25 protein-coding genes and 1 other annotated feature are annotated in these 24,792 nt (G+C 30.4%); of the genes, 4 read left to right on the top strand and 21 right to left on the bottom strand.

All coding sequences use genetic code 11. The annotated features are described in order from the left end of the window. The 18 genes from BLV37_RS00575 to BLV37_RS00495 form a co-directional block, all read right to left on the bottom strand. Positions 1-1,230 (bottom strand): peptidase U32 family protein, encoded by a 1,230-nt coding sequence (locus BLV37_RS00575; protein WP_091725778.1) that lies wholly within the window; start codon positions 1,228-1,230, stop codon positions 1-3. Beyond that, complete coding sequence (locus BLV37_RS00570; protein ID WP_091725775.1) at positions 1,230-1,886, bottom strand: O-methyltransferase; 657 nt, start codon at positions 1,884-1,886, stop codon at positions 1,230-1,232. The genes BLV37_RS00575 and BLV37_RS00570 overlap by 1 nt, the downstream gene beginning before the upstream one ends. A gap of 159 nt (positions 1,887-2,045) precedes the next feature. Next, positions 2,046-3,119, bottom strand: a complete 1,074-nt coding sequence (gene mltG, locus BLV37_RS00565; protein WP_091725773.1) for an endolytic transglycosylase MltG — start codon at positions 3,117-3,119, stop codon at positions 2,046-2,048. Positions 3,120-3,309: 190 nt separating this feature from the next. Continuing rightward, entirely contained in the window at positions 3,310-3,795 is a 486-nt protein-coding gene (locus BLV37_RS00560) for a QueT transporter family protein (protein ID WP_091725770.1), read from the bottom strand. A 62-nt stretch (positions 3,796-3,857) separates the two neighbouring features. After that, positions 3,858-5,519 carry a ribonuclease J gene (locus BLV37_RS00555; protein WP_091725767.1) on the bottom strand — a complete coding sequence of 554 codons (1,662 nt, stop codon included), beginning with the start codon at positions 5,517-5,519 and terminating at the stop codon, positions 3,858-3,860. Between the two features lie 207 nt (positions 5,520-5,726). After that, positions 5,727-6,161 (bottom strand): Fur family transcriptional regulator, encoded by a 435-nt coding sequence (locus BLV37_RS00550; protein WP_091725765.1) that lies wholly within the window; start codon positions 6,159-6,161, stop codon positions 5,727-5,729. A gap of 121 nt (positions 6,162-6,282) precedes the next feature. Next, the gene (locus BLV37_RS00545; RefSeq protein ID WP_091725761.1) at positions 6,283-6,546 is read right to left on the bottom strand and encodes a DUF1292 domain-containing protein; all 264 of its coding nucleotides are present in this window, start codon (positions 6,544-6,546) and stop codon (positions 6,283-6,285) included. 4 nt (positions 6,547-6,550) lie between these two features. Then, the gene (gene ruvX / locus BLV37_RS00540; protein WP_208975166.1) at positions 6,551-6,970 is read right to left on the bottom strand and encodes a Holliday junction resolvase RuvX; all 420 of its coding nucleotides are present in this window, start codon (positions 6,968-6,970) and stop codon (positions 6,551-6,553) included. Between the two features lie 16 nt (positions 6,971-6,986). After that, a complete protein-coding gene (locus tag BLV37_RS00535) occupies positions 6,987-7,937 on the bottom strand; it encodes an aldo/keto reductase (RefSeq protein ID WP_091725755.1) in 951 nt (316 codons plus the stop codon). A gap of 12 nt (positions 7,938-7,949) precedes the next feature. Beyond that, complete coding sequence (locus BLV37_RS00530; protein WP_091725753.1) at positions 7,950-10,100, bottom strand: hypothetical protein; 2,151 nt, start codon at positions 10,098-10,100, stop codon at positions 7,950-7,952. Positions 10,101-10,116: 16 nt separating this feature from the next. Next, positions 10,117-10,368, bottom strand: coding sequence for an IreB family regulatory phosphoprotein (locus tag BLV37_RS00525; RefSeq protein ID WP_091725750.1), 252 nt, complete (start codon positions 10,366-10,368; stop codon positions 10,117-10,119). Positions 10,369-10,481: 113 nt separating this feature from the next. Next, positions 10,482-13,121, bottom strand: a complete 2,640-nt coding sequence (alaS, locus tag BLV37_RS00520; RefSeq protein WP_091725748.1) for an alanine--tRNA ligase — start codon at positions 13,119-13,121, stop codon at positions 10,482-10,484. 61 nt (positions 13,122-13,182) lie between these two features. Beyond that, positions 13,183-13,388, bottom strand: a binding site (T-box leader). 94 nt (positions 13,389-13,482) lie between these two features. Beyond that, entirely contained in the window at positions 13,483-14,661 is a 1,179-nt protein-coding gene (locus tag BLV37_RS00515) for an AI-2E family transporter (protein WP_091725745.1), read from the bottom strand. Positions 14,662-14,706: 45 nt separating this feature from the next. Next, the gene (locus BLV37_RS14775) at positions 14,707-14,868 is read right to left on the bottom strand and encodes a YtxH domain-containing protein (protein ID WP_143031462.1); all 162 of its coding nucleotides are present in this window, start codon (positions 14,866-14,868) and stop codon (positions 14,707-14,709) included. Between the two features lie 49 nt (positions 14,869-14,917). Next, positions 14,918-15,451 (bottom strand): PRC-barrel domain-containing protein, encoded by a 534-nt coding sequence (locus tag BLV37_RS00510; protein WP_091725743.1) that lies wholly within the window; start codon positions 15,449-15,451, stop codon positions 14,918-14,920. 347 nt (positions 15,452-15,798) lie between these two features. Beyond that, positions 15,799-16,242 (bottom strand): Fe-S cluster assembly scaffold protein NifU, encoded by a 444-nt coding sequence (gene nifU / locus BLV37_RS00505; RefSeq protein WP_342026567.1) that lies wholly within the window; start codon positions 16,240-16,242, stop codon positions 15,799-15,801. 12 nt (positions 16,243-16,254) lie between these two features. Next, positions 16,255-17,427 carry a cysteine desulfurase NifS gene (gene nifS / locus BLV37_RS00500; RefSeq protein WP_425287112.1) on the bottom strand — a complete coding sequence of 391 codons (1,173 nt, stop codon included), beginning with the start codon at positions 17,425-17,427 and terminating at the stop codon, positions 16,255-16,257. Between the two features lie 40 nt (positions 17,428-17,467). Continuing rightward, positions 17,468-17,917, bottom strand: a complete 450-nt coding sequence (locus BLV37_RS00495) for an RrF2 family transcriptional regulator (RefSeq protein ID WP_091725737.1) — start codon at positions 17,915-17,917, stop codon at positions 17,468-17,470. Positions 17,918-18,135: 218 nt separating this feature from the next. Here BLV37_RS00495 and BLV37_RS00490 point away from each other — a divergent pair, with 218 nt between their 5' ends. Then, positions 18,136-18,948: a CAP domain-containing protein gene (locus BLV37_RS00490; protein ID WP_091725735.1), complete on the top strand. Its 813-nt coding sequence runs from the start codon at positions 18,136-18,138 to the stop codon at positions 18,946-18,948. Between the two features lie 57 nt (positions 18,949-19,005). Here BLV37_RS00490 and BLV37_RS00485 read toward each other — a convergent pair whose 3' ends face one another. Then, the gene (locus BLV37_RS00485) at positions 19,006-19,638 is read right to left on the bottom strand and encodes a hypothetical protein (protein WP_091725733.1); all 633 of its coding nucleotides are present in this window, start codon (positions 19,636-19,638) and stop codon (positions 19,006-19,008) included. A 113-nt stretch (positions 19,639-19,751) separates the two neighbouring features. Between BLV37_RS00485 and BLV37_RS00480 the strand changes: the two genes are divergently transcribed. Next, positions 19,752-21,191, top strand: a complete 1,440-nt coding sequence (locus tag BLV37_RS00480; RefSeq protein ID WP_091725730.1) for a hypothetical protein — start codon at positions 19,752-19,754, stop codon at positions 21,189-21,191. Here BLV37_RS00480 and BLV37_RS00475 read toward each other — a convergent pair. Then, positions 21,188-21,481: a putative Se/S carrier protein gene (locus BLV37_RS00475; RefSeq protein WP_176967804.1), complete on the bottom strand. Its 294-nt coding sequence runs from the start codon at positions 21,479-21,481 to the stop codon at positions 21,188-21,190. The genes BLV37_RS00480 and BLV37_RS00475 overlap by 4 nt on opposite strands. Before the next feature lie 88 nt (positions 21,482-21,569). On the opposite strand from BLV37_RS00475, the gene BLV37_RS00470 reads away from it, so the two are divergent. Then, complete coding sequence (locus BLV37_RS00470; protein WP_176967803.1) at positions 21,570-22,292, top strand: glycosyltransferase family 2 protein; 723 nt, start codon at positions 21,570-21,572, stop codon at positions 22,290-22,292. A 95-nt stretch (positions 22,293-22,387) separates the two neighbouring features. Then, positions 22,388-23,182 carry a glycosyltransferase family 2 protein gene (locus BLV37_RS00465; RefSeq protein WP_176967802.1) on the top strand — a complete coding sequence of 265 codons (795 nt, stop codon included), beginning with the start codon at positions 22,388-22,390 and terminating at the stop codon, positions 23,180-23,182. Positions 23,183-23,252: 70 nt separating this feature from the next. On the opposite strand, the gene BLV37_RS00460 is transcribed toward BLV37_RS00465, so the two are convergent. Beyond that, complete coding sequence (locus tag BLV37_RS00460) at positions 23,253-24,548, bottom strand: UDP-glucose dehydrogenase family protein (protein ID WP_091725718.1); 1,296 nt, start codon at positions 24,546-24,548, stop codon at positions 23,253-23,255. Positions 24,549-24,792 lie beyond the last annotated feature (244 nt).

Here is a 24,792-nt window from a genome sequence, read left to right as displayed (position 1 = left end):
TCATTCCTTTCTAGGTTTTCTTATAATATCCCAGGCTTCAACAGGCTTATCCATTTTTATTTTAATAATCTGTTGAGCATGGGGAGCAACATCAATTTCGCTATCTTCACTGTTCCACATTTTTTCAACTATCTGATTAAAATAATCTTTGTTAGGGCCAAATACTTCAACTTCATCCCCTACAAAGATTCTGTTTCTTTGTTCAACGGTTGCTACTCCAGTATCTTTGTCATAATCTAGTACTAAACCTACAAAATCATAATCTCTAATGTATGAACTACTAGTATAAAGCTGCTCATCTCCTGAAGGCTTGCTAAAATAAAATCCTGTAGTATGATCTCTATGACTAGCCTTTTTTATTTCTTCTAACCATTTTTCATCATAGCTGTAATTTGCTTTATCTGCTAAATATGCATCTATTGCCATTCTATAGGATCTAACTATAGTTGCAACATAATATGGGCTTTTCATTCTCCCCTCAATTTTAAAGCTCTTTACACCAGCATCTATTAGTTCAGGCATATGCTCTATCATGCATAAGTCCTTTGAATTGAAAATGTAAGTGCCTTTTTCATCTTCATAGATTGGATAGTATTCATTTGGTCTTTTTTCTTCTACTAAATGATATTTCCATCTACAGGATTGAGCACACTCACCTCTATTAGCATCTCTATTAGCCATATAATTACTTAACAGACATCTTCCTGAATAAGAGATACACATGGCACCATGTATAAAAGCTTCTATTTCTAACTCCTCTGAGGATTTTTCTATAATTTCCTTAATCTCATCGATGGATAATTCCCTAGCTAAAACTATCCTTTTTACTCCTTGCTTATGCCAAAAGTTTGCAGATAAATAATTAGTAGTATTGGCTTGAGTACTTAGATGTATTTCCATATTGGGGGTTACTTCTTTTACAACTGATATTACTCCAGGATCAGAGATAATAACTGCATCTACTCCTATTTCCTCCAATGTTTTTACATACTCAGGTAGTCCCTCTAAATCTTCATTATGTGGGATTATATTTAAGGTCACATATACTTTTTTACCTCTTGCATGGGCAAATGCAAGTCCTTCCTTAAGTTGTTCAATCGAAAAGTTTTTTGCAGAAGCTCTTAAACCAAAGGCTTCTCCACCAAGGTACACAGCATCAGCACCATAAATAATAGCCATTTTCAGCTTTTCCAAGTCTCCAGCTGGTGCTAATAATTCTAGTTTTCTCATTATTCTTTGCCTCCTTTCTTGTAGGTTATGGCAACACCATCTCCTATAGGTATAACACTAGTTTCTAAATCCTTATGATTACTAATATAATCTAAATATCCTCTCATTCTCTTTACTATAGTTTTCTTTCTCCTTACAACAAACTCATCGCAAGCAACCATGCCCTTATATAATACATTATCAGAGACAATTATTCCACCTTTGACTAAGTTTCTTATACAATGTGGAAAAAATTCCATATAATGACCTTTAGCAGCATCTATGAATATTAAATCAAATTCATCATTAATATTTGGAAGTACTTCCTCTGCTTCTCCCTTAATTATCTCTATCATGCTTGAATATCCATTATCATGTATGTTCTTTTTTGCAATCTGAATCATATCATCTCTTTTTTCAATGGTTATTATCTTCCCATCCTTATCCATAGCATTTGCCATTACTAAGGCAGAATATCCTATAGCAGTTCCTATCTCTAGTATCCTTTTTGGCTTAGAGATTTTAATCAAAACTCTTATAAGTTGAGCCACTTCTGGATGAATTATAGGAACATGATTATTTTCTGCATACTTTTCTATATCCATTAGAAAACTTTCTTTTAATGGAATTATATTTCTTATATATTCTTCTACACCTTTTTCATTTATATTGCTCAACGAACTCTCTCCTTGCTATAAAAACTCATAAATAATACGTGGGTAAAATCTCCACGTATTACCTTCTTTTTAAAGTATTCTATCCAAGAATAATAATTAAAATACTATTCATATTTACATGTATAACCTCATTATGAATATATTCTCTTATGGATTGATCTAGTTCCTTTTTCGTATCCTATTTATTGCTCTTAAGTGTTCTTCATAAGTTACGCTAAAGGTATGAGTACCAGCTTCATCTTCGTTGAAGACAAAATACTTATATTCCACTTCAGCAGGATTAACGGCAGCTTCAATAGACCTTATTCCAGGAGAAGCAATCGGTCCTGGAGGTAATCCTAAATTCATATAGGTATTATACGGAGAATCAATTGAAGTGTCTTGATTTGTTAATACTGGCTTTCTTTCTCCTAATATATATTGTACTGTTGCACAAGACTGCAGCATCATGCCTGATTTTAATCTATTATGAAAAACGCCTGATATTATTTCTCTTTCACTATCGGCTTTGCCTTCTCTTTCAATAATAGATGCCAATGTAACAACTTGATTTAAATCTAAATTTAATTCCTGAGCCTTGCTTTTAATTTCATCAGAATATAGATTATTAAATCTACTAAGCATTTTCCTTATAACATCTTTTTCACTTGCGTCTGTATATACTTCATAAGTATCAGGATACAAATACCCTTCAAGAGACAATCCCTCTGGTACATCCTTCAAAAATTCAAACTCATCTTCAAAGTTTGAAGCTTTTGAAGTTAACTCAAGAAAAATATCTTTATTGACTATTTTCATTTCATTTAATCTTTCTGCAATTTGCTCTAATTCAAACCCCTCTGGTATAGTAAAAGTAACGGATTCCTTTCCTATTCCTCCTGCTACTAATTTTCTCATTATTTCCTCCGGTGTCATCCCATTGTTTAACAGATAATTCCCTGCTTTAAAATTTCCATCCATCTTTTCATACTTTGCAAAAATCCTAAATACTAGTTCGTTTTTAATCAGGTTATTATCTTTTAAAATTTTTGCGATATTACTTGTAGATGTACCCTTCGGAATTGATATTTGAGTTTCTTCAATGTTATCTATAGCAATCGGTGTTAATTGGTTGTCCACATATTTTTTAAAGCCTATAGATGCACCAGCAATTATCATTAATAATATTATAAATACATATAGTCCAACTGGCTTTTTTCTTTTTTTCTTGTTTTTTTCAAAAGCTTGGGTCATAATACTCCCCCTTTACTTAATTGTTTCTTAAATTATACAATAATTAATGTTCTAAATACAAGAAATATAAACAAAAATCTACAATTAAGCAAAATACATTAGTATGTTTACATAATATGATTATGGTTATTTACATTGCTTTAGCTTTAAACCAGAGTAAACAATAATTCTTCTATCGTTATTGAATATGTTATTTATAGCCATGTCTTTTGATTCTATCATATGCATAAAGCACTATGTTTCCAAATATACCAACAGCTATTAATTCTCCTATTCCTATTCCTGCAACAACTGTCCAATAATTCAGTTCAGGGAAAAAGGAAGACACCCATATTGCAACTATTAGACCATTAAGAATTACTGGCGGAAGTATAGCTAAAAATTTATTTGGCATTTTACTAGTTAAATATGCTGAAACTAAAGTAATTAAGCTTCCCCCTATTATATCAATAAGACCGAATCCTGATGCAAATGTAAGTATTAAATTGGCAATTAAGCACCCAACAAAAACACCTGGTATAGCCGCTGCTTCTACTAAAGGAAGTAGAACTAAAGCTTCTGCTATCCTCACTTGAATAGGTCCAAATGCTAATTGTCCTAATGGTATTTCTAGTACTACTAGAATAACATATAATGCCGCTATCATTCCTGCTTTTGACAAATATTTAGTGTTCATTTTCCCCTCCTGAATTTCATAACAAACTAATCAAAGAGAAGTCGTAGTAAGCACTACGACTATTATACCTCCATGATAATTGGAAGAATCATTGGATTTCTTTTTATTTTTTCATATAAGAAATTCCTCAATGCATCTCTTATACTAGATTTTAATGTAGCCCAGTCTGTTATTTTATTCTTCTCACATTCCATTAGCACTTCTCTTACTAACTTTCTAGCTTCTTCCATCAAATCTTCAGATTCTCTAACATATACAAATCCTCTTGAAACTATATCTGGTCCTGATATTACACTTCCATCCTGCTTGCTTATTGTAACTACTATGACTATTAATCCGTCCTCTGAAAGATGCTTTCTATCTCTAAGCACTATATTACCTACATCTCCAATTCCTAGTCCATCAACTAATATGTTTCCTGCAGGGACACTACCTACAATAGCTCCACTATTCTTAGTAAATTCAATTATCGAACCATTTTCTGTAATGAAAATATTTTCTTTTGGCATTCCTAGCTCACTAGCTAACTTAGCATGTTGTTTTAAATGCCTATATTCGCCATGTACAGGAATGAAATATTTAGGTTTAACTAAGCTATGCATTAGTTTTAATTCTTCTTGACAAGCATGACCTGAAACATGGACATCGGCTAATGCTTCATATATAACGTCAACACCTTTTTTGAACAATTGATTAATTACTTTTGCTACTGTTTTTTCATTGCCAGGAATAGGAGTTGCAGAAATAATAACTAGATCCCCTGGTATTAACTCCATTTTTCTATGATCTGATGAAGCCATTCTTGCTAGTGCAGACATAGGTTCACCTTGGCTACCAGTAGTAATAACTACTATTTTATTATCAGGGTATTTATGCATATCATTTATATCAATTAATGTCCCTTCTGGTATATTTAAATATCCTAGTTCTGAAGCAACCTTAACTACATTAACCATGCTTCTCCCTGAAACAGCGACCTTTCTATCAAAAAGTATGGCAGAATTAACTATCTGCTGGACTCTATGAATGTTTGAAGCAAAAGTAGCTACAATAATTCTTTGTTTTGCTGTTAAAAAGATGTCATTAAAGGTATCACCGACAGTACTTTCAGACATTGTATATCCTGGTCTTTCAACATTAGTGCTATCAGCAAGTAGTACTAGAACTCCTTTTTGCCCTAGCTCAGCAAGCTTATGAAAGTCCATAACCTCTCCATTAATAGGTGTATAATCAATTTTAAAATCACCAGTATGAACTACAGTTCCAGCAGGTGTATGAATGGCTAAAGCTACTGAGTCAGGAATACTATGACTAGTTCTTATAAACTCAATATTAAACACTCCAAGATTAATACTTTGAGATGGTTTAACTACATTTAGATTTGCATTATTAATATTATGTTCTTTAAACTTGTTTTCAACTAATCCTAGTGTAAGCCTAGTTCCATACACAGGTACGTTTATTTTTTTCAATACATAAGGTAATGCACCAATATGATCTTCATGCCCATGAGTTAATATAATACCCTTTACCTTTTCTCTGTTTTTTAATAAATAAGTAATGTCTGGAATAACAACATCTATCCCTAACATTTCATCTTCTGGGAAAATCAAACCACAGTCTATCACAATGATTTCATTTCCGTATTCTATAGCTGTAATATTTTTTCCTATTTCGTACAGCCCACCTAATGGTATTATTTTTAATTTTGACGATTTCACTATAACACTCTCCTTAAATTCCTATATAAATAATGATTTCACGCACATAAAACATATTTATATATATTTACATTTTAAAATATTCGTTTTATATCTACTCTATATTTTATCCATAAAAACAGATAAAATTTCTATACAACAAAATCCTATATTAGCTTTTTTTACATAAATAAATACAACACAAAAAAATAAATCCCTAAGCGGGATTCACTATCTACAATCTTTACAATAACCAAAAAACTTTACATTGTGATCCATTATTTTAAAATTCTTTTGTTTTTCGATTTCAGATTCAAGATTATCAAGCAAGTCCAATTCTACCTCTATGACTTTATTGCAATTTAAGCAAACAAGATGATGATGTCTATGATCATTAGAAGTTGAACTTAGTTCATATCTACCGCACCCATCGTTAAAATTAAGTTTGTATATAATATTTAGTTGCTCAAATAACTGCAATGTTCTATAAATAGTGGCAAGACCTATTTCCGGATATTTATCTCTTACACTATCATAAATCTCTTCAGGACTCAAATGTTTACCTTGATTCTCTAAAATAACATCTAAAATTACTCTTCTTTGCGTTGTAAGCTTATATCCGTTTTCTTTTAATTTAATCTTTAAATCATCGAAGAAATTATCCATTACCCCACCTGCTCTATAGCTTTCTATAGTATAGTCTATTATTTTAACAAAAAAAAGTCAACAAATATGTAATAGTTAAAAATTATACTATACATTTTCTATTCATATTTAATAATATTTGCTACAATATTTCATCTACAATTGCTTCATATGCAGCCACTACATTCTCAAATTCTTCTTCATCTTCAATATTAATTAAAACAAGCTGACCATCTTCTTCATATTCAATTCTAAGTATATAGGCACCTTCTTCTTCATCTTCTTCTGACAAAGGAAACAATACTGCATACTCAAAATCTTCAACCTCAAATGTTGCCATTAATTCAAAATCCTGTTCTTTACCATTTTCATCAATTAATGAAATAATATTATCATCCTTAGACATTTTGTCACTCTCCTCTATTCTTTTTTTCTAAATAAGAGCCTAAAATATATGTTGCAGCTACCTTATCTATTACATCTTTTCTTTTTTTTCTACTTACATCTGCATCTATTAACATTCTCTCTGCAGATACTGTTGTAAGTCTTTCATCTTGAAGTATTACTTCTAGATCAAATTCTTTTTTAAATTTATCAACAAAATTTAGTACCTTTTCACCCTGCGGTCCTATTGTATTGTTCATATTCTTGGGAAGCCCCACCACTACCTCTTTTATATCATATTGTTCAATTATTGTTCTAAGCTGAGATAAATCACTCTTAATACCCTTTCGTCTTATTGTAGTAACCCCCTGGGCAGTAAATCCTAGAGGATCACTTATTGCTACTCCAATGGTTTTATCTCCAACATCTAAGCCCATTATTCTAATCATATATTCCTCCAAATTATATTACTTTTATACAGAACTCTGGGCATTTTGGCGCACAATAGCCACAAAGTACACAGCTTTCCATAATCGGGACTGCTTTATTATCTATAAGTTTAATTCCTCCATTTTTACATGTTTCCACACAAGAGCCGCATCCTATACACCAATCAGAAATATGAAGCCTTCGTTCTTTTTTATCAATCTTTAGTTTAATATCCTTTGGGATATAACCATTATTAACTAAGCTTATGTTGGCATCCACTTCGTCTTTGCTTTGCATCCCCATAGCAAATGAATGTAAATATGGTATACCCTTTACAAATCTAATTGAATCTTCTACATCTTTAATTAAATGTCCTCCACCTAAGGGCTTCATTCCATATATGCCTTTTCCACTATTATAAGCGGCTTTTAAAGCAATTAGCATATCATCTACGCTTCCGTCCTGAATACCTATGCCAAGTTTATTTATTATAGGATGAATTACTTCTATTTCACTATATTGAGTTGCAGCTACAACTCCTTCTATTCTATGAGTAGATATACCAATAGCTCTGATAATTCCCTTTTCCTTTGCTTTTAAAAAATATTCTATAGCTTCATAGTGTCCTCTAATAGTGTGTTTGCTTTCTTGCTCATGTAGAAGAAAAATATCTATATAGTCAGTATTTAGTTCCCTTAATGCTTTCATTAAACTTTTTTCAGCAGTTTCCTTTGAATAAGAATAAGATTTTGTTGCTATAACTATATCTTTTCTATTTACTGTTTTCAGTGCTTCTCTAATATGTAAATAATTTTCATATATTTCTGCTGTGTCTATAAAGTTAATTCCATTATTAAAAGCGTGACTGATTATCTGTCCCCCATGATAAATATCAAGATTTGCTTGTAATGGGCCAATTGTTAAGGACCCAAAACACAGCTCTGATATCTTTATCCCCGTATTACCTAATATTCTACTTTCCATGTTCCCACATCCTTAAGCAGCCATCATATTGTCTAGTAATAAATACATTAAGGTCCCAATTATATATGTATTTGAAATAGCTCCCAATAAAACTCCTGAATCATTTAATAATAGTCCTATAGTGCTTCCTAAAATAGCACTAAATAGACCTGCTGAAAAATATTTATTTTCTCTAACAATGCTTTGGATTTTCTTTTTATATCTAATTAATATACAAGATTCAGATAATATAGTGATTAGCAAAACCTTAGACCAAATTGAACTTTTCATTAGCTTTATATTCATTTGAGCTTTTCTAGTTATTATATCTAGCAATGATTTTGGCCCCTTTTCAATTATCAATAAAAGAGTACCACCTAAATGTGTAGGGTTGTCATTTGCATATATATCGATTAAACCTAAAATTATAAAAAATAATATAAATATAGTACCAACAATAATTATCTTTTTCAAATCTATTCTTATTTTATATAAATATACTATGTAAATTACGGCTGTAGCAAGTATAGAAATAGTACCTCCTAAATTTGCACCCATCTTAGGATTAGATACTATAAAGATTGTAATTGGTAATATGGATAAAAATATTTTACAACCTTTTGATTTTTCCATATAAATTGCCGTCATTAAAACCATAACTCCTAGTATAACGCCTGCATATTCATTTCCAATTCCAAAATATCTAGCTCCAATAATTGGGTCATAGCTTAATATGGAATATTTTAAGAGCTTTCCTCCTAATAATAAATCTATAACTAAGCTAGAATAAATAATGGAAAATAACACTAGAAGCCGATGTTTAGAATTAATAAAACATATAATTGCCATTATAATCATTAATAGTATAAATGTAAATATAAAATAAATAAAATAATCTTTTATGTAAATAAAAGCAGATAATAAAAAAACTAATGGTAAAGACATAATTAATAATAGAGAAAATTTTATAATCATTTTCATTCTATTGCTATGAATCCCTTTTGTATATACGGTAATTGTCCCTAATATAATAATGAGTATGATTAATATACTATATAATTTCAAATATGGAGACCTAAGCTTTGAGGTAATATTAGTTCTGTTATTAAGTTCATTTATAAAGCTAAAATTATCCTTCTCATTTATTGCTTTGATTACATGACCTATAAAATTATTTTTTTCTGCTTTTAAAAAATTTGTAATAGTTGGAGCCACATCTAAATTGGTGACTATTCCTTGTCTTCTTGTTGTGTCTGATGTCAAAATGCCTTTGTATTCTTTACCGCCCCATATTATCAACGGAGAAAGTAAACTCGTATCTAATCTTTCCTCAGGTGAATTTGGACTAATGATAATTAGCATAGAATTTTTATTTTTTATTTCTTGAAATAGTTCACCTATAAATCCGTCGATATTTTTTAATATTTGCCCTCTAAGCTCTAAAAACATATTATCAGAAAGCTCATTATTGTACATATTGAGCCTATTTAAATCACCAGTTTCAATTACAAATAATGCTGCTTCTGATTGAACATCCTTTATTTCTGCTAAAATTTTATTAAAGTCTGTCCTTAAACCAAAGGGATAGCTACTATCATTTATTAGAATATTATCAACATTTCCAAAATCAATTAAACCTTTGCTATCTATAGGAATAAGACAATTGGTTCTAACAAAACTATCAGCAGTATCTGAATTCCCAAATACTGCTGTTTTTTGACCACTATTATGTAAGTTATCTCCTAAAGCACCTATTATAGGATTATAAGCGTTATTGATATTTAAGCTTTTAAGTCTATTCAGTTCAATATTTGCAATATTATATTTACCTTGAATTTTTCCTACTCTTCTTTCGTAAATAGGTAGGGTATCTTTGTCCAAATTAAAAGAGTTTGCAGTATCATAAGTTGAATAGGCCTTTGCTGAAGTGTTTACAGTTATATATCCTTCCGCACCCCTATAGCCCGTAACTCCTCTTGTATTCATTAAACCAATGCTTCCATTATCTATTATAGATTTAAGATTATGCATGCTTTCAATATCATAAAAAGATAGTCTATTCGCTATAACTAAATAGACTTTATTCTGTTCATCCATTTCTTCAGCATATACTAACAATGATGATAATGGCAAACATACTAATATTGCTAAAATAATGCTTATCTTTTGTAAATTGCTTCTCAATTAGAACTCTCCTAATTTATTTATCTAAATATTTCATTAGTAATTCTTCTAAAAGTTCATCTCTCTCCAGTTTTCTTATTAGTGTTCTAGCATTATTATGACTAGTTATGTAGGTTGGATCTCCAGATAATATGTAGCCTATTATTTGATTTATTGGATTATAGCCTTTCTCTTCTAATGCTTCATAAACGGAAAACAATATTTCTTCAGCCTGACTTTTGTTATCCTTTGTAACACTGAATTTCATTGTTTGATTAATGTTGTTCATGAAAACACCCCCTTAATATATTTATATCATATATTTTCATTTGTATACACCTATTTATTATTATTCTACCTAGTAGATCGTATAAATCTACTAGGTAGAATATGTTCAGTAATTTACTTAATCTGTGATATGATAATATCCTTTACTATACTTAAGGCTTCGTCTACTTTTGATGGGTCCTTACCTCCAGCTTGAGCCATATCAGGTCTTCCACCGCCTCCACCACCTGCTATTTTAGCTACTTCTTTTATAATATTACCCGCGTGTATGCCTTTATTAACTAAATCTTTAGTAGCCATAGATACGAATGAAACTTTTTCATCTGCAACAGAGGCGAAGACAACTACAACTGAATTCATTGAATCTCTTATCCTGTCTCCTAATTGTCTAAGACTATTCATATCCATTCCATCTATTCTTTTATAGACTACACTTACTCCATTTATATCCACACTTTCCTTAATTATATCATCTAATTTTGATATAGCCAAATCAGACTTCATTTTTTCAACTTCTTTTTCTAAATGCCTTGTCTCTTCTGTTACTTGCTGTACTCTAATTACTATGTCTCTTTTATTTGTTTTAAGAATATCTGCCATTTTAGATATTTGTGTATCCATATCAACAAGGTATTCATAGGCTTTTTTACCAGTAATAGCTTCTATCCTTCTAACTCCTGAAGCAATTCCTGATTCACTGATTATCTTGAACATACCTATCTGACTAGAATTTGAAACATGAGTACCACCACATAACTCCTTGCTATAATCACCTATTTTAATTAATCTGACTACATCTCCATATTTTTCATCAAATAATGCAGCTGCACCCTGTTTTCTAGCATCCTCTAGTGTTGTCTCTATTGCTTCTATTTCTAAACCTTCAAATATCTTGTCATTTACTATTTCTTCAATTCTATCTAATTCTTCTTTCTTCACAGCTTCAAAATGAGTAAAGTCAAATCTTAATCTATCTGACATCACTAGTGAACCTGCTTGGTTTACATGCTCTCCTAGTACTTCCCTTAGGGCTTTATGAAGCAAATGAGTTACTGAATGGTTTCTAGCTGTAGATAATCTTAAGTTTTTATCAACCTCTGCGCAAACTTCTGCTCCAGCAACTACAGTACCTTCAATTACTTCTGCAAAGTGTAAAATTTGTTCATGACTATTTTTTTGTGTATCATTTATTCTTAAAACAAAATTTTTCCCCCTCAAGAAGCCCGTATCTCCAACCTGTCCTCCGCCTTCAGGATAGAATGGAGTTTTATCTAAAAGCACTATGCCTTTCTCATTTAAATCTAGTTGTTCTACTTGTATTCCATCTTTTAAAACTCCAATAATATTCCCTTTAAAATCAATATTAGTATATCCAACAAACTCAGTTTTTAATGTACTATCTATTTCTAATGTGCTGTCTTTACTCCACGCTTGATTGTCTCCTTCTTCTCTTGCTTTTCTAGCTCTCTCTCTTTGCTTTTCCATTTCATTATTAAACGCTATTTCATCTACTCTTAGGTTATTTTCTTCTAATATTTCTTTAGTCAAATCAAGGGGAAAACCGTAAGTGTCATATAGCTTAAATGCTATTTCACCACTTAGTATATTTCCTTTTTCTTCAATGATTTTTTGAATATATTCGTTTAATATTGTAATCCCTTGATCTATTGTTTCTTGAAATTTATCTTCTTCAACTTTTATTACCTTTTGAATCTGAGATAACCTTTCAATAATTTCAGGGTATGCTTCTCCCCATAGTTCAGAAACTGTAAGGGCTAAAGTATTTAAGAAATCATTCTCTATACCTAAAAGCTTTCCATGTCTAGATGCTCTTCTAATTAGTCTTCTTAATACATATCCTCTGCCTTCATTGCTTGGCAGCACTCCATCTGCAACTAAAAAAGTTACTGCTCTAATGTGGTCAGTTACTACTCTTATAGACATATCTTTCTTTTCATTTTCACCATAAGTAATGCCACTTTTTTCTTCAACTTTTTTCAATAGTCTTCCTATTACATCAGTATCAAATATACTATCTGCATTTTGCATTACTGCAGCAATTCTTTCGAGGCCCATTCCAGTATCTATATTAGGATGTGGCACAGGATTATAGTTACCCTTTTCATCTTTATCGAATTGAGAAAATACTAGATTCCAAACTTCAACATATCTATCACAATCACAGCCTGGCTTACAGCTTTCACTTCCACAGCCATATTTTTCGCCTCTATCTACATAGATTTCAGAGCAGGGCCCACAAGGTCCTACCTCAAGCTCCCAAAAATTATCTTCTTTTCCTAATCTAACAATCTTATCATGGCTAATTCCAATATGCTTGTTCCATATGTCGTATGCTTCATCATCTTCTTCATATACCGAAACCCAAAGTTCTTTCTCAGATATTCCCATTCTTTCAGTCATGAATTCCCATGCCCACTCGATAGCTTCTCTCTTAAAGTAATCTCCAAAAGAAAAATTGCCTAACATTTCAAAAAACGTAGCATGCCTTGCAGTTTTTCCTACATTTTCTATATCGCCCGTTCTAACGCATTTTTGACATGTTGCCATTCTCCTGTTCGGAGGTTCTTGGGCTCCTGTAAAATACGGTTTTAATGGGGCCATTCCTGCATTTATTAACAATAAGCTTTTGTCGTTTTTAGGTAATAGAGAAAAGCTTGGAACTACTAAATGTTCTTTTTCTTTAAAAAAATCTAGAAATTCTTTTCTAATCTCATTTAACCCAGTTTTTTTCATAGTTTCATCTCCCCTTTAAGTCTTTTTTAAATATAAAAAAACCCGCCCCAATATTATATAACTTAGGGACGAGTTTACCCGCGGTACCACCCTATTTACTAAAAATAGTCTCTTTAAAGAAGATAACGGTTAAACCGAAAGCCTCTACTATTGTTTCAAGGCTTCAACTCAGGGGCTGCTTCAATATACTTTCCTAAATGCCTTCCAGCCTTGGGCATTCTCTCTTTAAGGTTAGAGATATTTACTATTCCCCATCAAAGTTATTAAAATTATTAAGTTAACTATTAGGATTTATAAAATAAAATATGTTTATCTTTATAGATAGGATTATAATTAAAAAGCCGTATTTTGTCAATATTAGTTATAGTCCAGATTTTCTATCTATTATAAAGCTAGATACTATTTTGATTATTAATGTAGCAGGTATAGCAAACAACATTCCTATAATTCCAAAATAACTACCACTTATTATTAAGGAAAAAATTATTACCACAGGATGAAGTCCAACGCTATTGCCAATTATTTTAGGCTCTATAACATTACATTCTAACTGCTGAATAAAAACAAATGATACTATAACCCATAATGCTTTTACAGGACTTTCTAATAATGCAAATGTTACTGCAGGTAATATTCCTATGATTGGTCCAAAATATGGTATTATATCTGCTATTCCTGCAATCAATCCAATAATAATTGCAAAATCAATACCAATAATCAGCAGTACCACAGATGTGGCTGCTCCAACGTAAGCAGCAACCAAAAGTTGTCCTTTAATAAATTTGCCTAACACATTATCTATTTCTCTGCTAATCTTTAAAGCATCATGCCTATAATCTTTTGGGATAAACAAAATTATTTTTTTCCTAAAAAAGTCTTTATCCTTTAAAAAATAAAAAGTTAAAATTGGAACAATAAAAAAACTAATAAGTTTTGAAAATTTTCTGATAGATGAGTTAATTAGGCTTTTAATCCAATTTATAATGTGTAGTTGAAAGGAGTTTAGGTTTTCTAAAAACACTTCCTTAATTGCTTGAAACTCTGGTGGTAAGTTGTCTATATGTTTAAAATATTTTATATGCAAATAATCAAAATAGTCATATATTTTGTTAAAATAACTAGGAAGTACTATTATAAGGTTTTCAAATTCATTCATTAATTTAGGAACAATAGATACAGCCACTATAATTAAGAATCCTATTAAAAGTAAAAATACTAATAATATACTCAGAGTTCTTTTTATACCCAGCTTTTCAATTAAACTAACTAAAGGATTTAATAAATATGCTAGAACAGCAGAATAGAAAACTAATAATAACACTTGGCCAATTTTGCTAGAGCCTTTAAAAATATAGTATATAGCTATTATAAAAACAATAATTAAAAACATAAAACTTATTTTTTTCTTTGAAAGTTTAATTTTTTTATCTGATTGCACATAATTATTCCCAATATTTATTAAAAAATAAATACATAGCCCCCAAAATGCTGTTAAAAACAATGTCTTCAAATAACTACTTATTTTTAGGATGCTTTCCATAATGTGGCTCCCCCAAACTGAATTAAAGGCAGCTAAGCTGCCTTACTAAAATAAACTTATGTTATCAATAATGTTGGACATAACTTTCTTACTAACTCTCATCATTCTTCTTCTTTGTCTTGGACTCATTCTTGTTATTGCATACATTCCTGCTGTTGCTCCAACTAGGCTACCAGCCACAATACCAGATACAAATCTACTCTTCACATCCTCACCTCTTTTTATAGATTCTTTATTATTAGTTTGATACAAATCTTTAAAGTAATTCTAGTAATTTTTTGTAATCATTCTTATATTTGTAAAACAGCTCTCTGTCTTTGTTGCTTATGATAATTGAGCTTTCACCAAAGAAAATTTCTCTACTATAAAGCAGCACATTTCTTCCTTCTTTTAAATCTTGAAATAAGCCATCAGTGAGTATAAAACCTATTATTTTCCCTTTATGTCTATCTATTAATATGTCCTTAACATGACCTATGCTTTCTCCACTCTCTGTTAAAACTTCTTCTTCGGTCAGCTTCTTATCTTTAAGTAACTCTTTTATTTCAGGCAACGAGTTAGCCTTTTCAATTACAGCCTCATTTTTTATTATTACTGCATCTTTCCCAATTGAATCTATATTTTGAAATTGTATGATTTTTATATCTTTAAATATTCTTCCTTCCTTTATTATAAAGCCTAACACTCTATATTTTTTTCTTGAATATATTATTTCTTTAATAGTCCCTAGTTTACTTCCGTTTTTTTTGCACACAACAGGAAGTCCTATTAGTTCGCTTTCCTTCTTCAATTTTATTACCTCTTTTCAAAAATTATATGATTAGTATTCCATATCTTTATAACTAATATTTTTAATAAATTTCCCATAGTCTCGCTACACAAATTTATTTACTTGCTGTCTCTCACATAAATTTGGTTCTCATTGCGTTTGACCTACCATCGATTTCCTGATAAAAGCATTCAGGAAATCGGGTTAGGTCATTTCCCGCAGTTTCGAAATACAAATTTGTTCACTCCCTTCGGTCGTGCAAATTTGGTTCTCATTGCGTTTGACCTACCATCGATTTCCTGATAAAAGCATTCAGGAAATCGGGTTAGGTCATAAAAAAAGCTACTGAATTAACAGTAGCTTTAGTTTTAATGCTCTTCTGCATGATCATGGTCATGCGCATCATCATCTGGATTGAAATCTTCTAATCCTTCTATAGTCTTATTATATTTTTTTGAATAATCATATAAAGCTGCTTTAATAGCTTGTTCGGCTAATACTGAACAATGCATTTTAACTGGAGGCAAACCATCTAAAGCTTGTGCTACTGCTTTGTTAGAAAGATTCATAGCTTCACTAATGGTTTTCCCTTTTATCATTTCTGTAGCCATGCTTGAAGAAGCTATAGCAGAACCGCAGCCAAAAGTTTTAAACTTTACATCTACAATAGTTTCATCTTCTATTTTAAGATACATTTTCATAATATCTCCACATTTGGCATTACCTACTTGACCTACGCCATCAGCATTTTCAATTTCTCCTACATTTCTTGGATTCATAAAGTGTTCCATTACTTTATCTGAATACATAATTTATTTACCCCCTTACTTTTTCTTAACGTTTTCGTATAATGGTGACATCTGTCTTAATCTATCTACAACTTTTATTAAACTCTCTACTACATAGTCTACATCTTCTTCAGTGTTAAAGTCTCCTAAAGTCAATCTTAAAGAGCCGTGGGCAATTTCATGTGGAAGCCCTATTGCAAGTAGCACATGGGATGGATCTAGAGAGCCTGAAGTACATGCAGATCCACTTGATGCACATATACCTAGCATATCTAAGCTAAGTAATAATGATTCGCCTTCAATAAACTCAAATGAAAAATTAACGTTTCCTGGTAGTCTCTTATCTGGATGTCCATTTAATCTAACATACTCAATATTTTCTTTTATATCTCTTATTAATTTATCCCTTAATTTCGTTAATCTTTCATTATGTTCATCCAGTGTTTCATAAGCCAACTCTATAGCTTTGCCAAAGCCTATAATACCTGGTATATTTTCTGTTCCAGCTCTTCTATTTCTCTCTTGAGCACCTCCGTGCATATATGGGTGAATTTTTACTCCTTGTTTAATATAAAGCGCTCCTACACCCTTTGGACCGTATAGTTTATGTGCAGACATAGATAATAAGTCTATATTTAGCTTCTCAACATCAATATTAATATTACCTATTGCCTGTACAGCATCTGTGTGAAAATAAACCTTATTATCACGAGCTATTTTACCTATTTCTTCTATTGGTTGTATTGTTCCAATCTCATTATTTGCGAACATTATAGAAATCAATATTGTTTTGTCTGTTATTGAATCCTTTAATTGCTCCATATTTACTATCCCATTTTCGTCAACATCTAAGTAGGTAACTTCAAAACCATTTTTTTCTAAATATTCACATGTATGTAAAACTCCATGGTGTTCTATTTTAGAAGTAATAATATGATTTCCTTTATCTTTATTTGCAAAGGCAATACCCTTTATTGCCCAGTTATCAGCTTCAGAGCCACCAGCTGTAAAATAAATTTCTCTTGGCTTAGCATTTATTACATTTGCTACCTTTTCTCTAACCTCATCAATAGCATTTCTAGTTTCTTGTCCAAGTCTATATATGCTTGATGGATTCCCGTATTTTTCCTTAAAAAATGGTAGCATCTCATCAAGAACCTGTTTTTTTACAGGAGTAGTAGCTGCATTATCTAAATACACTTGTCTAATCATTTTTCACCCTCCTAAGGACTGCATATCAAAAATTTTATTAGATATAGTACATATATTCTTTTTCTTCGTTTATTTTTTCAAAATCATCAACCATATCTTTTAGAGTGATTGAATCAATTACGTCATTGATGCTATCTCTAATCTTAATCCATACATTTTTGGTAACACAGAACTCTTCTTTAAAACATTTATTTAAATTTTCATCTAGTACACAATCTGAGGGTGCAATATCTCCTTCTAATGCTCTAATAATATCACCAACAGTTATGTTATTAGGACTTTCGTTGAGCATATATCCTCCTTGAGCCCCTCTTACACTAGTAGCTAAACCATTTCTTCTTAACACTGCTATCAATTGCTCTAAATAATTCTCAGAAATATCTTGGCTCTCGGCAATATTTTTTAAAGGTATAGGACCTTCTCCATAATGGAGAGCTAATTCAAACATAGCCTTTAGCCCATATCTTCCTTTAGTTGAAAGTTTCATTTAACCACCTCTTTTTAATTCCAAGTATACTACTAGGTATTCTTTATTAAGTATATTATACCCTACCATTTCTGTCAACATTCATTTGTTTGTATTATTTTTTTGTTATATCCAAAAATTACATACAAACTTTTTGTCGTTTTTTGTAAAACCTTGTGTTAAAATGTTTAACAAGGAGTTAAGCATAGACTAAAAAATTACAAGGGAGTTGATATTTTATGAAGCACAATAAAAAAATCTTAGGAATGGTGGTTGGAACTCTAGTATTTTTAGGCTCTAGTTCAACAGTAAAGGCTGATGTGTTAATTGATAACCTTAATGCTAATAACTCCTATGGCTATAGTATTAAAAATTGTAAAACATACACAGATAATCAGTCTACCAACTGCAGTATTATAAAAGGAACTGGAATATCAAATAAATATTCTAATATTGTATTTAGATATTACGGTAGTAAAGGAAATTCAAACCTAGTTACTATCCCTAATAGCCAAAGCAATACTGGAAATGATAACACTGGTTCTAATACACCAAGTAGTAATGGCAACACTAACACTGAGTCTAATACACCAAGTAATAATAGTGGTGCTAAAGACGAAACTACCACACCAAGCAACAATGGGAACACTAGCACTGAATCTACACAACAAGAATATAAAGGAATTAGTGCTGAGGAAAGAAAATTATTTGATTTAATAAATCAAGAGAGAAAGAAAGCAGGAGTAAGCCCTCTTCAAATAGACGAAAAGACCTTTAAGGCAGCAAAAATAAAATCTCAAGACATGAATGACAACTCATATTTCTCTCATACTTCTCCTACCTTTGGTAGTTCCACAACCCTTTTGAAAAACGAAGGTGTTTCCTATAGATATTTCGGTGAAAATATAGCTAAAAATTATAGTGTTGAAAATGCTCACAATAGCTTAATGAACTCTGAAGGTCATAGAAAAAACATCCTAAATCCTAATTATACTCATGTGGGAATTGGAATTGTAAATGGATACTATACAGAAATTTTCATTGGAAAATAAATAAAAAAAAGCTACTAACTTAGTTAGCAGCCCAAGAGGAGCAAATGCTCCTCTTTTTTATGCATCTGGGAACAAATCTTCAAATTGTGGAGGGAAAAAATCAGGGAATGGCTCATAATCGAAATTGTCGCAAATATCTGTCGGGCTAAACTCTACGCACTCTGGTGGCTCAGGGCAGAAACCGAATGCTGGAATAAGTAACTGTACTCTACCCACAACTTTTACGATTATGAAAACTCCAACAGCAAATGAAAGCACACATCCACTTAGAGTAGGTTCCCCTAGTACTCTTGATGCTGTTTCAACTACTATTCTAAAATCAAATTCATCCCTTGCATTTGGAATAAATAGTATTATGTCCTTAAAAATATCTGGAAGAAATCCTTTGATAATACTACCGTCATTAGCTACTACTTCAAATGGTACTCTTAATGTGAATCTTACTCTTCTAAAGTTTGGTCTGTTTTGTATGTCTGTTACAATTAATGTGTTCTCAACAATAAAACCTGGTCTGAATCTAATACTTGAAAATGTCTTCTCTCCTAAATCAACATCTACTCTTGGGAAACATTCTCTTTGCTGACAATGAGCATATACCTTATCAGTAATTATACATACTGTTTCAGTAATATAACTTAGATCATCTGGCATGAATTCTTCACCAGGACTTGGATCGAATCCGTTTACCATAGCTTTTCACTCCTTTACCAAATATTATTTAATAAATTCATCTTTACTTTCATATTATGAATTATAGGTAGAATTGTGATTGATTTTTAATTAATTTAAAGGAGCGATGCTCGATGAATGGTTATTGCACTAGCAATTATATTGTTATGAATTCCACAAATGAAGCTTTTAGGTTTTATATGGATAAAGATAAAAAAATTAAGTATGAATTTTATGATAGTAACCAATTTTTAACTGATGAGTACTTAGTATCTGATGATAAAATCATTAGTTTTTCAGTAGATATTGATAGCAACGACAGAATCCATTTAATTTATTTAAATAATGAAGGAAAAATTAACTATTATCTTTACTCAAGTAATAAATGGGCAAAAAAAACACTAACTCAACTAGATATTAAATCAAACTATTATAATTATTTGACGTTAAAGCTCAATAAAGAAAGTGTACATATATTCTTCTCCTTTTCTAATCTTGTAAATAAAAAAGTATGGACTATTCAGCATTTAATCGGAACAAAAGGAAATTGGGAAAAAATAAATGCTATTAGCTTCACATCGAGTAAAATGATGCCTTTATATTCATTTGATTTTGATAGATTTGATAACATTCATATGTTATATACTTCAAACTTAGAAGGTTCTCAGGCAATTCAATATGTTTATTTCAACTCATCTTCAAAAAAATGGTGCCAAGTCCCTCAATTAATTGCAAAAACAGAATTAATAAATACAAACCCACAAATTTTAGTTGACTTAAAGGATAATATCCATGCCCTTTGGTTAGTTCATGATGGCAATCTTTTTAAAGCAAAATATAAGCATTATTCTGGACTAGGCATTAACAAAAACACATGGAGAGAAGAAACTCTCTATGAGCTTTATAGCGACAGTCTACATCCTGTTATTTTTCAATACAAGGATTCTTTAAATATATTATCCATATTCAAAAACGAAATTACATGTTTAACTTCTAATGACTATGGATTTCATTGGAGCCAAAATGACACCTATTATATAAATAAAGAGTCCAAAATCTGTTCTGCAAAATATATAATAAGCAGCACTTCAGATAGAAATATGCAAAAGTTTAATCATGTTTATCTACTATTAGATAGTATCCCTTGTTTACTTAAATCTGGTCCCATAAAGCATTTACAAGACTATTCTTCACAGAATTATGACTACAATTTAAACAGTAATATATCCAATAAAGATATAATTGATGAAGAAGATAGTATTGAACAAAAAAGCTTTCAAAATGAAAATGAAGAAAAAGCAGTAGATCAAACTAGTAAATTCATAGACATCAAACATGAGATAGAATCCGTTTATCAATTAATATCCACTGTTTCAAACGAAATTATTGAACTAAAAAAAATGATGACTCTTTTGACATCTCAATTTGAAACCATAGAAGATACTCTCCAAATTTTCAACGAGTCTATTGATTTAAATAATCAATGCTTTTTGGATATAGATAAAAAATTATATGACTTAACTATTAAAAGATCAAAAAGAGGATTTTGGTCAAGACTTTTTAATAGATATTAGATGTTGCTTATTATTTTATAAACTTTTGCTCCATCTTTTTTTTCTGCATAATAAATTCCTGATATGTCTTCATCAAAATCAGTAGAATACTTTTTAAGATAATTTACATCGCTAAGCTTATAGAATTTAATTGAGTAACTGCATCCTCCTTTTAATTGACAGGGTGTAGATACTAATTGAAATATGCCATAACCAGCTTTTTCTAATTTGTAATAAAGTTGAACAGCATAGTTTTTTGATTTAAACACAGCTAGGTAATAACCCCCACTACTAGCTAACTTTATATCCATACTTTCACTTCCTTTAAGTTTATATAATATCAATATGTAATTAATGTTTATTGTTGTTACAAAAACTTTTATTTTGGAGAGCATAATTATGAAAAACGAACAGGTTTCTAAAGTCCATACCGTGAATTACAATATCTCTGTCATTACATGTACAAACAGGCCTAGATATATGCAAAATGTTTTTGAAAACTACAATCAACAATCCTTTAAGGATAAAGAACTAATTCTAGTTCTCAACAATAATAAAATGAACATGCAGGAATGGACTAGAGAAGCAAAAAAACATGATAATATATCTGTTTTTCAAGTTGATGAGAAAAAAACTTTAGGTTACTGTTTAAACTTTGGTATTGAAAAAGCAAAATATAATATCATTGCAAAATTTGACGATGATGACTATTATGGACCTGAATATCTATCGCAATCAATTAAAGGGTTTAAATATGCAGATGTCATTGGCAAATATACTACATTTGTATATTTTCAAAACACTCAAACTTTAGCCATAAGAAATCCGAAAAGAGATAATAGATATGTTTATCGAATTGAAGGCCCTACCCTCATGTTTAAAAGGGAAATTTTTAATAAAATAAGGTTTGTTGAAAAATCCTTAGGTGAGGATATTCAATTTTGCAAGGATTGTACTAAAAATGGAATCAAAATGTATGCCATTGACAAGTATAACTATGTTTATGTAAGACATGGTCTAATAGATAAGCATGCTTGGAATATTAAAGATGAGCTTTTTATGAAATTGTGTTTGATAATTGGTAAGGTAGATGACTATAAAAAATATATAAATAAAAAGTAATTTTTTATTGCCTTTGTTCAAATTTCACAAGTATGCATATACTGCATAAGATAAATTAGACTCACATATATACAATTATGCTAGGGGGTAAAAAATTGAATAATAAACCTGTAAATAAAATAATAACTAAATTCATAAAAATCAAAACAAAGTTTGCAGGGAAAAAAAATAAGGATATATTTAAAGTAAAATCAAAAGATGATTATCCCGCTATATCAGTTATAGTATGCACAATGAGAGAAAATTCCTTAGATAATGTATTTGAAAATTATAATAGGCAAATACACAAAAATAAAGAAATGATAATAATTCTAAATAATAATAATATAAATAAAAGTATATGGGATGAACAAGTAAAATCTTATAAAAATATAAGTGTATTTCAGCTTGATGAGAATGTAACTTTAGGAAGTTGCCTTAATTTTGGTGTATCTAAAGCGAGGGCTAATATTATAGCTAAATTTGATGATGACGATTATTATGGACCAAAATACCTGTCAAATTCTATTGAAGCTTTAAAATATGCTGATATAATCGGTAAAGCCTCTTCTTTTGTTTATTTTAAAAAAAGTAAAATTCTTGCAATTCGTTCTCCTAAAAATGAAAATAAGTATGTAAAGCACATGGATGGACCTACATTAATAATAAAAAAACACGTTTTCAACAGTGTTAAATTTGCCGATATACCAAGAGGCGTTGATACCAGATTTTCTAAAGACTGCGTTGAAAAGGGCTTTAAAATATATTCTACAAATAGATTCCATCATGTTTATATTAGAAGTGAATTCCCTGACTCTCATACTTGGAAAATTTCTGAGAATGATTTATTGAGAATGTGTAAAAAAGTAAAACAGGATATAGTGGATTTTACTCCTTATGTCGATATATAAAACAGCCAAAAACCGCTAAAAGAATATAATTTATTTTTTAGCGGTTTTTTTATAACCATTCTTATGGATATTAATTTAATCTCCCTATAGAATAGTACTCTATTTCACTTTCTTTAACCTTTTCTAAATCCAAAATATTTCTCCCATCGATTATCATAGGATAGTTCATCCTTTCTTTTACTATGCTTAAATCCATAGAATATATTTCATCCCATTCAGTACATATAATGGCACAATCGCTTTTATCTACAGCATCATATAAATTTTTATAACATAAAATATCCCATTGCATATTTTTCACCTTATCTGTTGCTATAGGATCATAGCATTTTATCCTGGCTTTATTTTTTATCAATTCCTCTATAATAGTTAAAGATGGTGCATTTCTAATGTCATCTGTTTTTGGCTTAAATGCTAATCCTAAAATAGTTATAGTTTTATTTTCAAGCTTTCCGTATTTATTTAATAATATTTTAATTGGAATTAATCTTTGTTTTTCATTTACTCTAATTGCACTTCTAATTATTTTTAAATCGATTCCATGATTTTCACCAATTTTAACTAATGCTTTAGTATCTTTAGGAAAGCAAGATCCTCCAAACCCTATACCTGCTCTTAGAAATTCTGGAGCTATTCTTTTATCTAGTCCCATAGCATAGGCTACAGTTTCTATATTTGCTCCCACCTTAGTACACAAATTCGCTATCTCATTAATAAAGGAAATCTTTGTAGCTAAAAAAGCATTTGATGCATATTTAATAATTTCAGCAGTTTCAGGTAAAGTATAAATAATTTCGCTATTAAAATGCTCATATACTTTTCTCATTATAATTTTACCTTTAGATGAATCACAACCTATTACTATTCTATCACCATTTAAGAAATCATTTAAGGCTCTTCCTTCACTTAAAAATTCAGGATTAGAAACAATATCAAAGTTTTCTTCTGGAACACCTTTCTCACGTAAATGCTTCTTGGTTTCTCTTTGAGTTCCAACAGGAACTGTACTCTTGATTACAATGATTTTATAGCTGGATATTATATTTGAAATTTGATTTACTACTTCATGGACTTGTGTCATATCAATGTTCCAATCGTCTTTTTCAGGTGTGCCTACAGCTATAAAAATTATTTCAGAGTTATTTATACCTTCCGATAAGTCATTAGTAAAAGCAATTCTTTTTTTTTCTAAGCACTCCCTTAGGATCTCTTCTATCCCTTCTTCGTATATACTAGGTATTCCCTTATTTAAATTACCTATTTTATCATCGTCTTTATCTACACATATTACTCTATTACCTAGCTTTGCAAATCCCAATGCAGTTACTAGCCCTACATATCCTGTACCAACAACACATATGTTCATCTATTCACCTTCTCATTTCATATATTAATAACTAATATTTAGTAGTGCGCTAGTTTTAATATATTCTATGAAATAGCTAAGTTTTGTGATAACTTTTGTACACCATAAATCACAAATCCACTTATTATTCATATATTAAAGTAGGATTAAGTAGACGTTTTCATATTCAGCTATTAGAAAATAAATTATTATCCATTTATGTGAAATGTGCAATTTTTTTGTATGTGAGTCTCTTTAATATCTT

This window comes from Proteiniborus ethanoligenes (genome assembly GCF_900107485.1).
GTDB classification, from domain to species: domain Bacteria; phylum Bacillota; class Clostridia; order Tissierellales; family Proteiniboraceae; genus Proteiniborus; species Proteiniborus ethanoligenes.
Note: the sequence above shows the minus strand (reverse complement) of the source record. Positions and strands in the feature narration are given on the sequence as shown.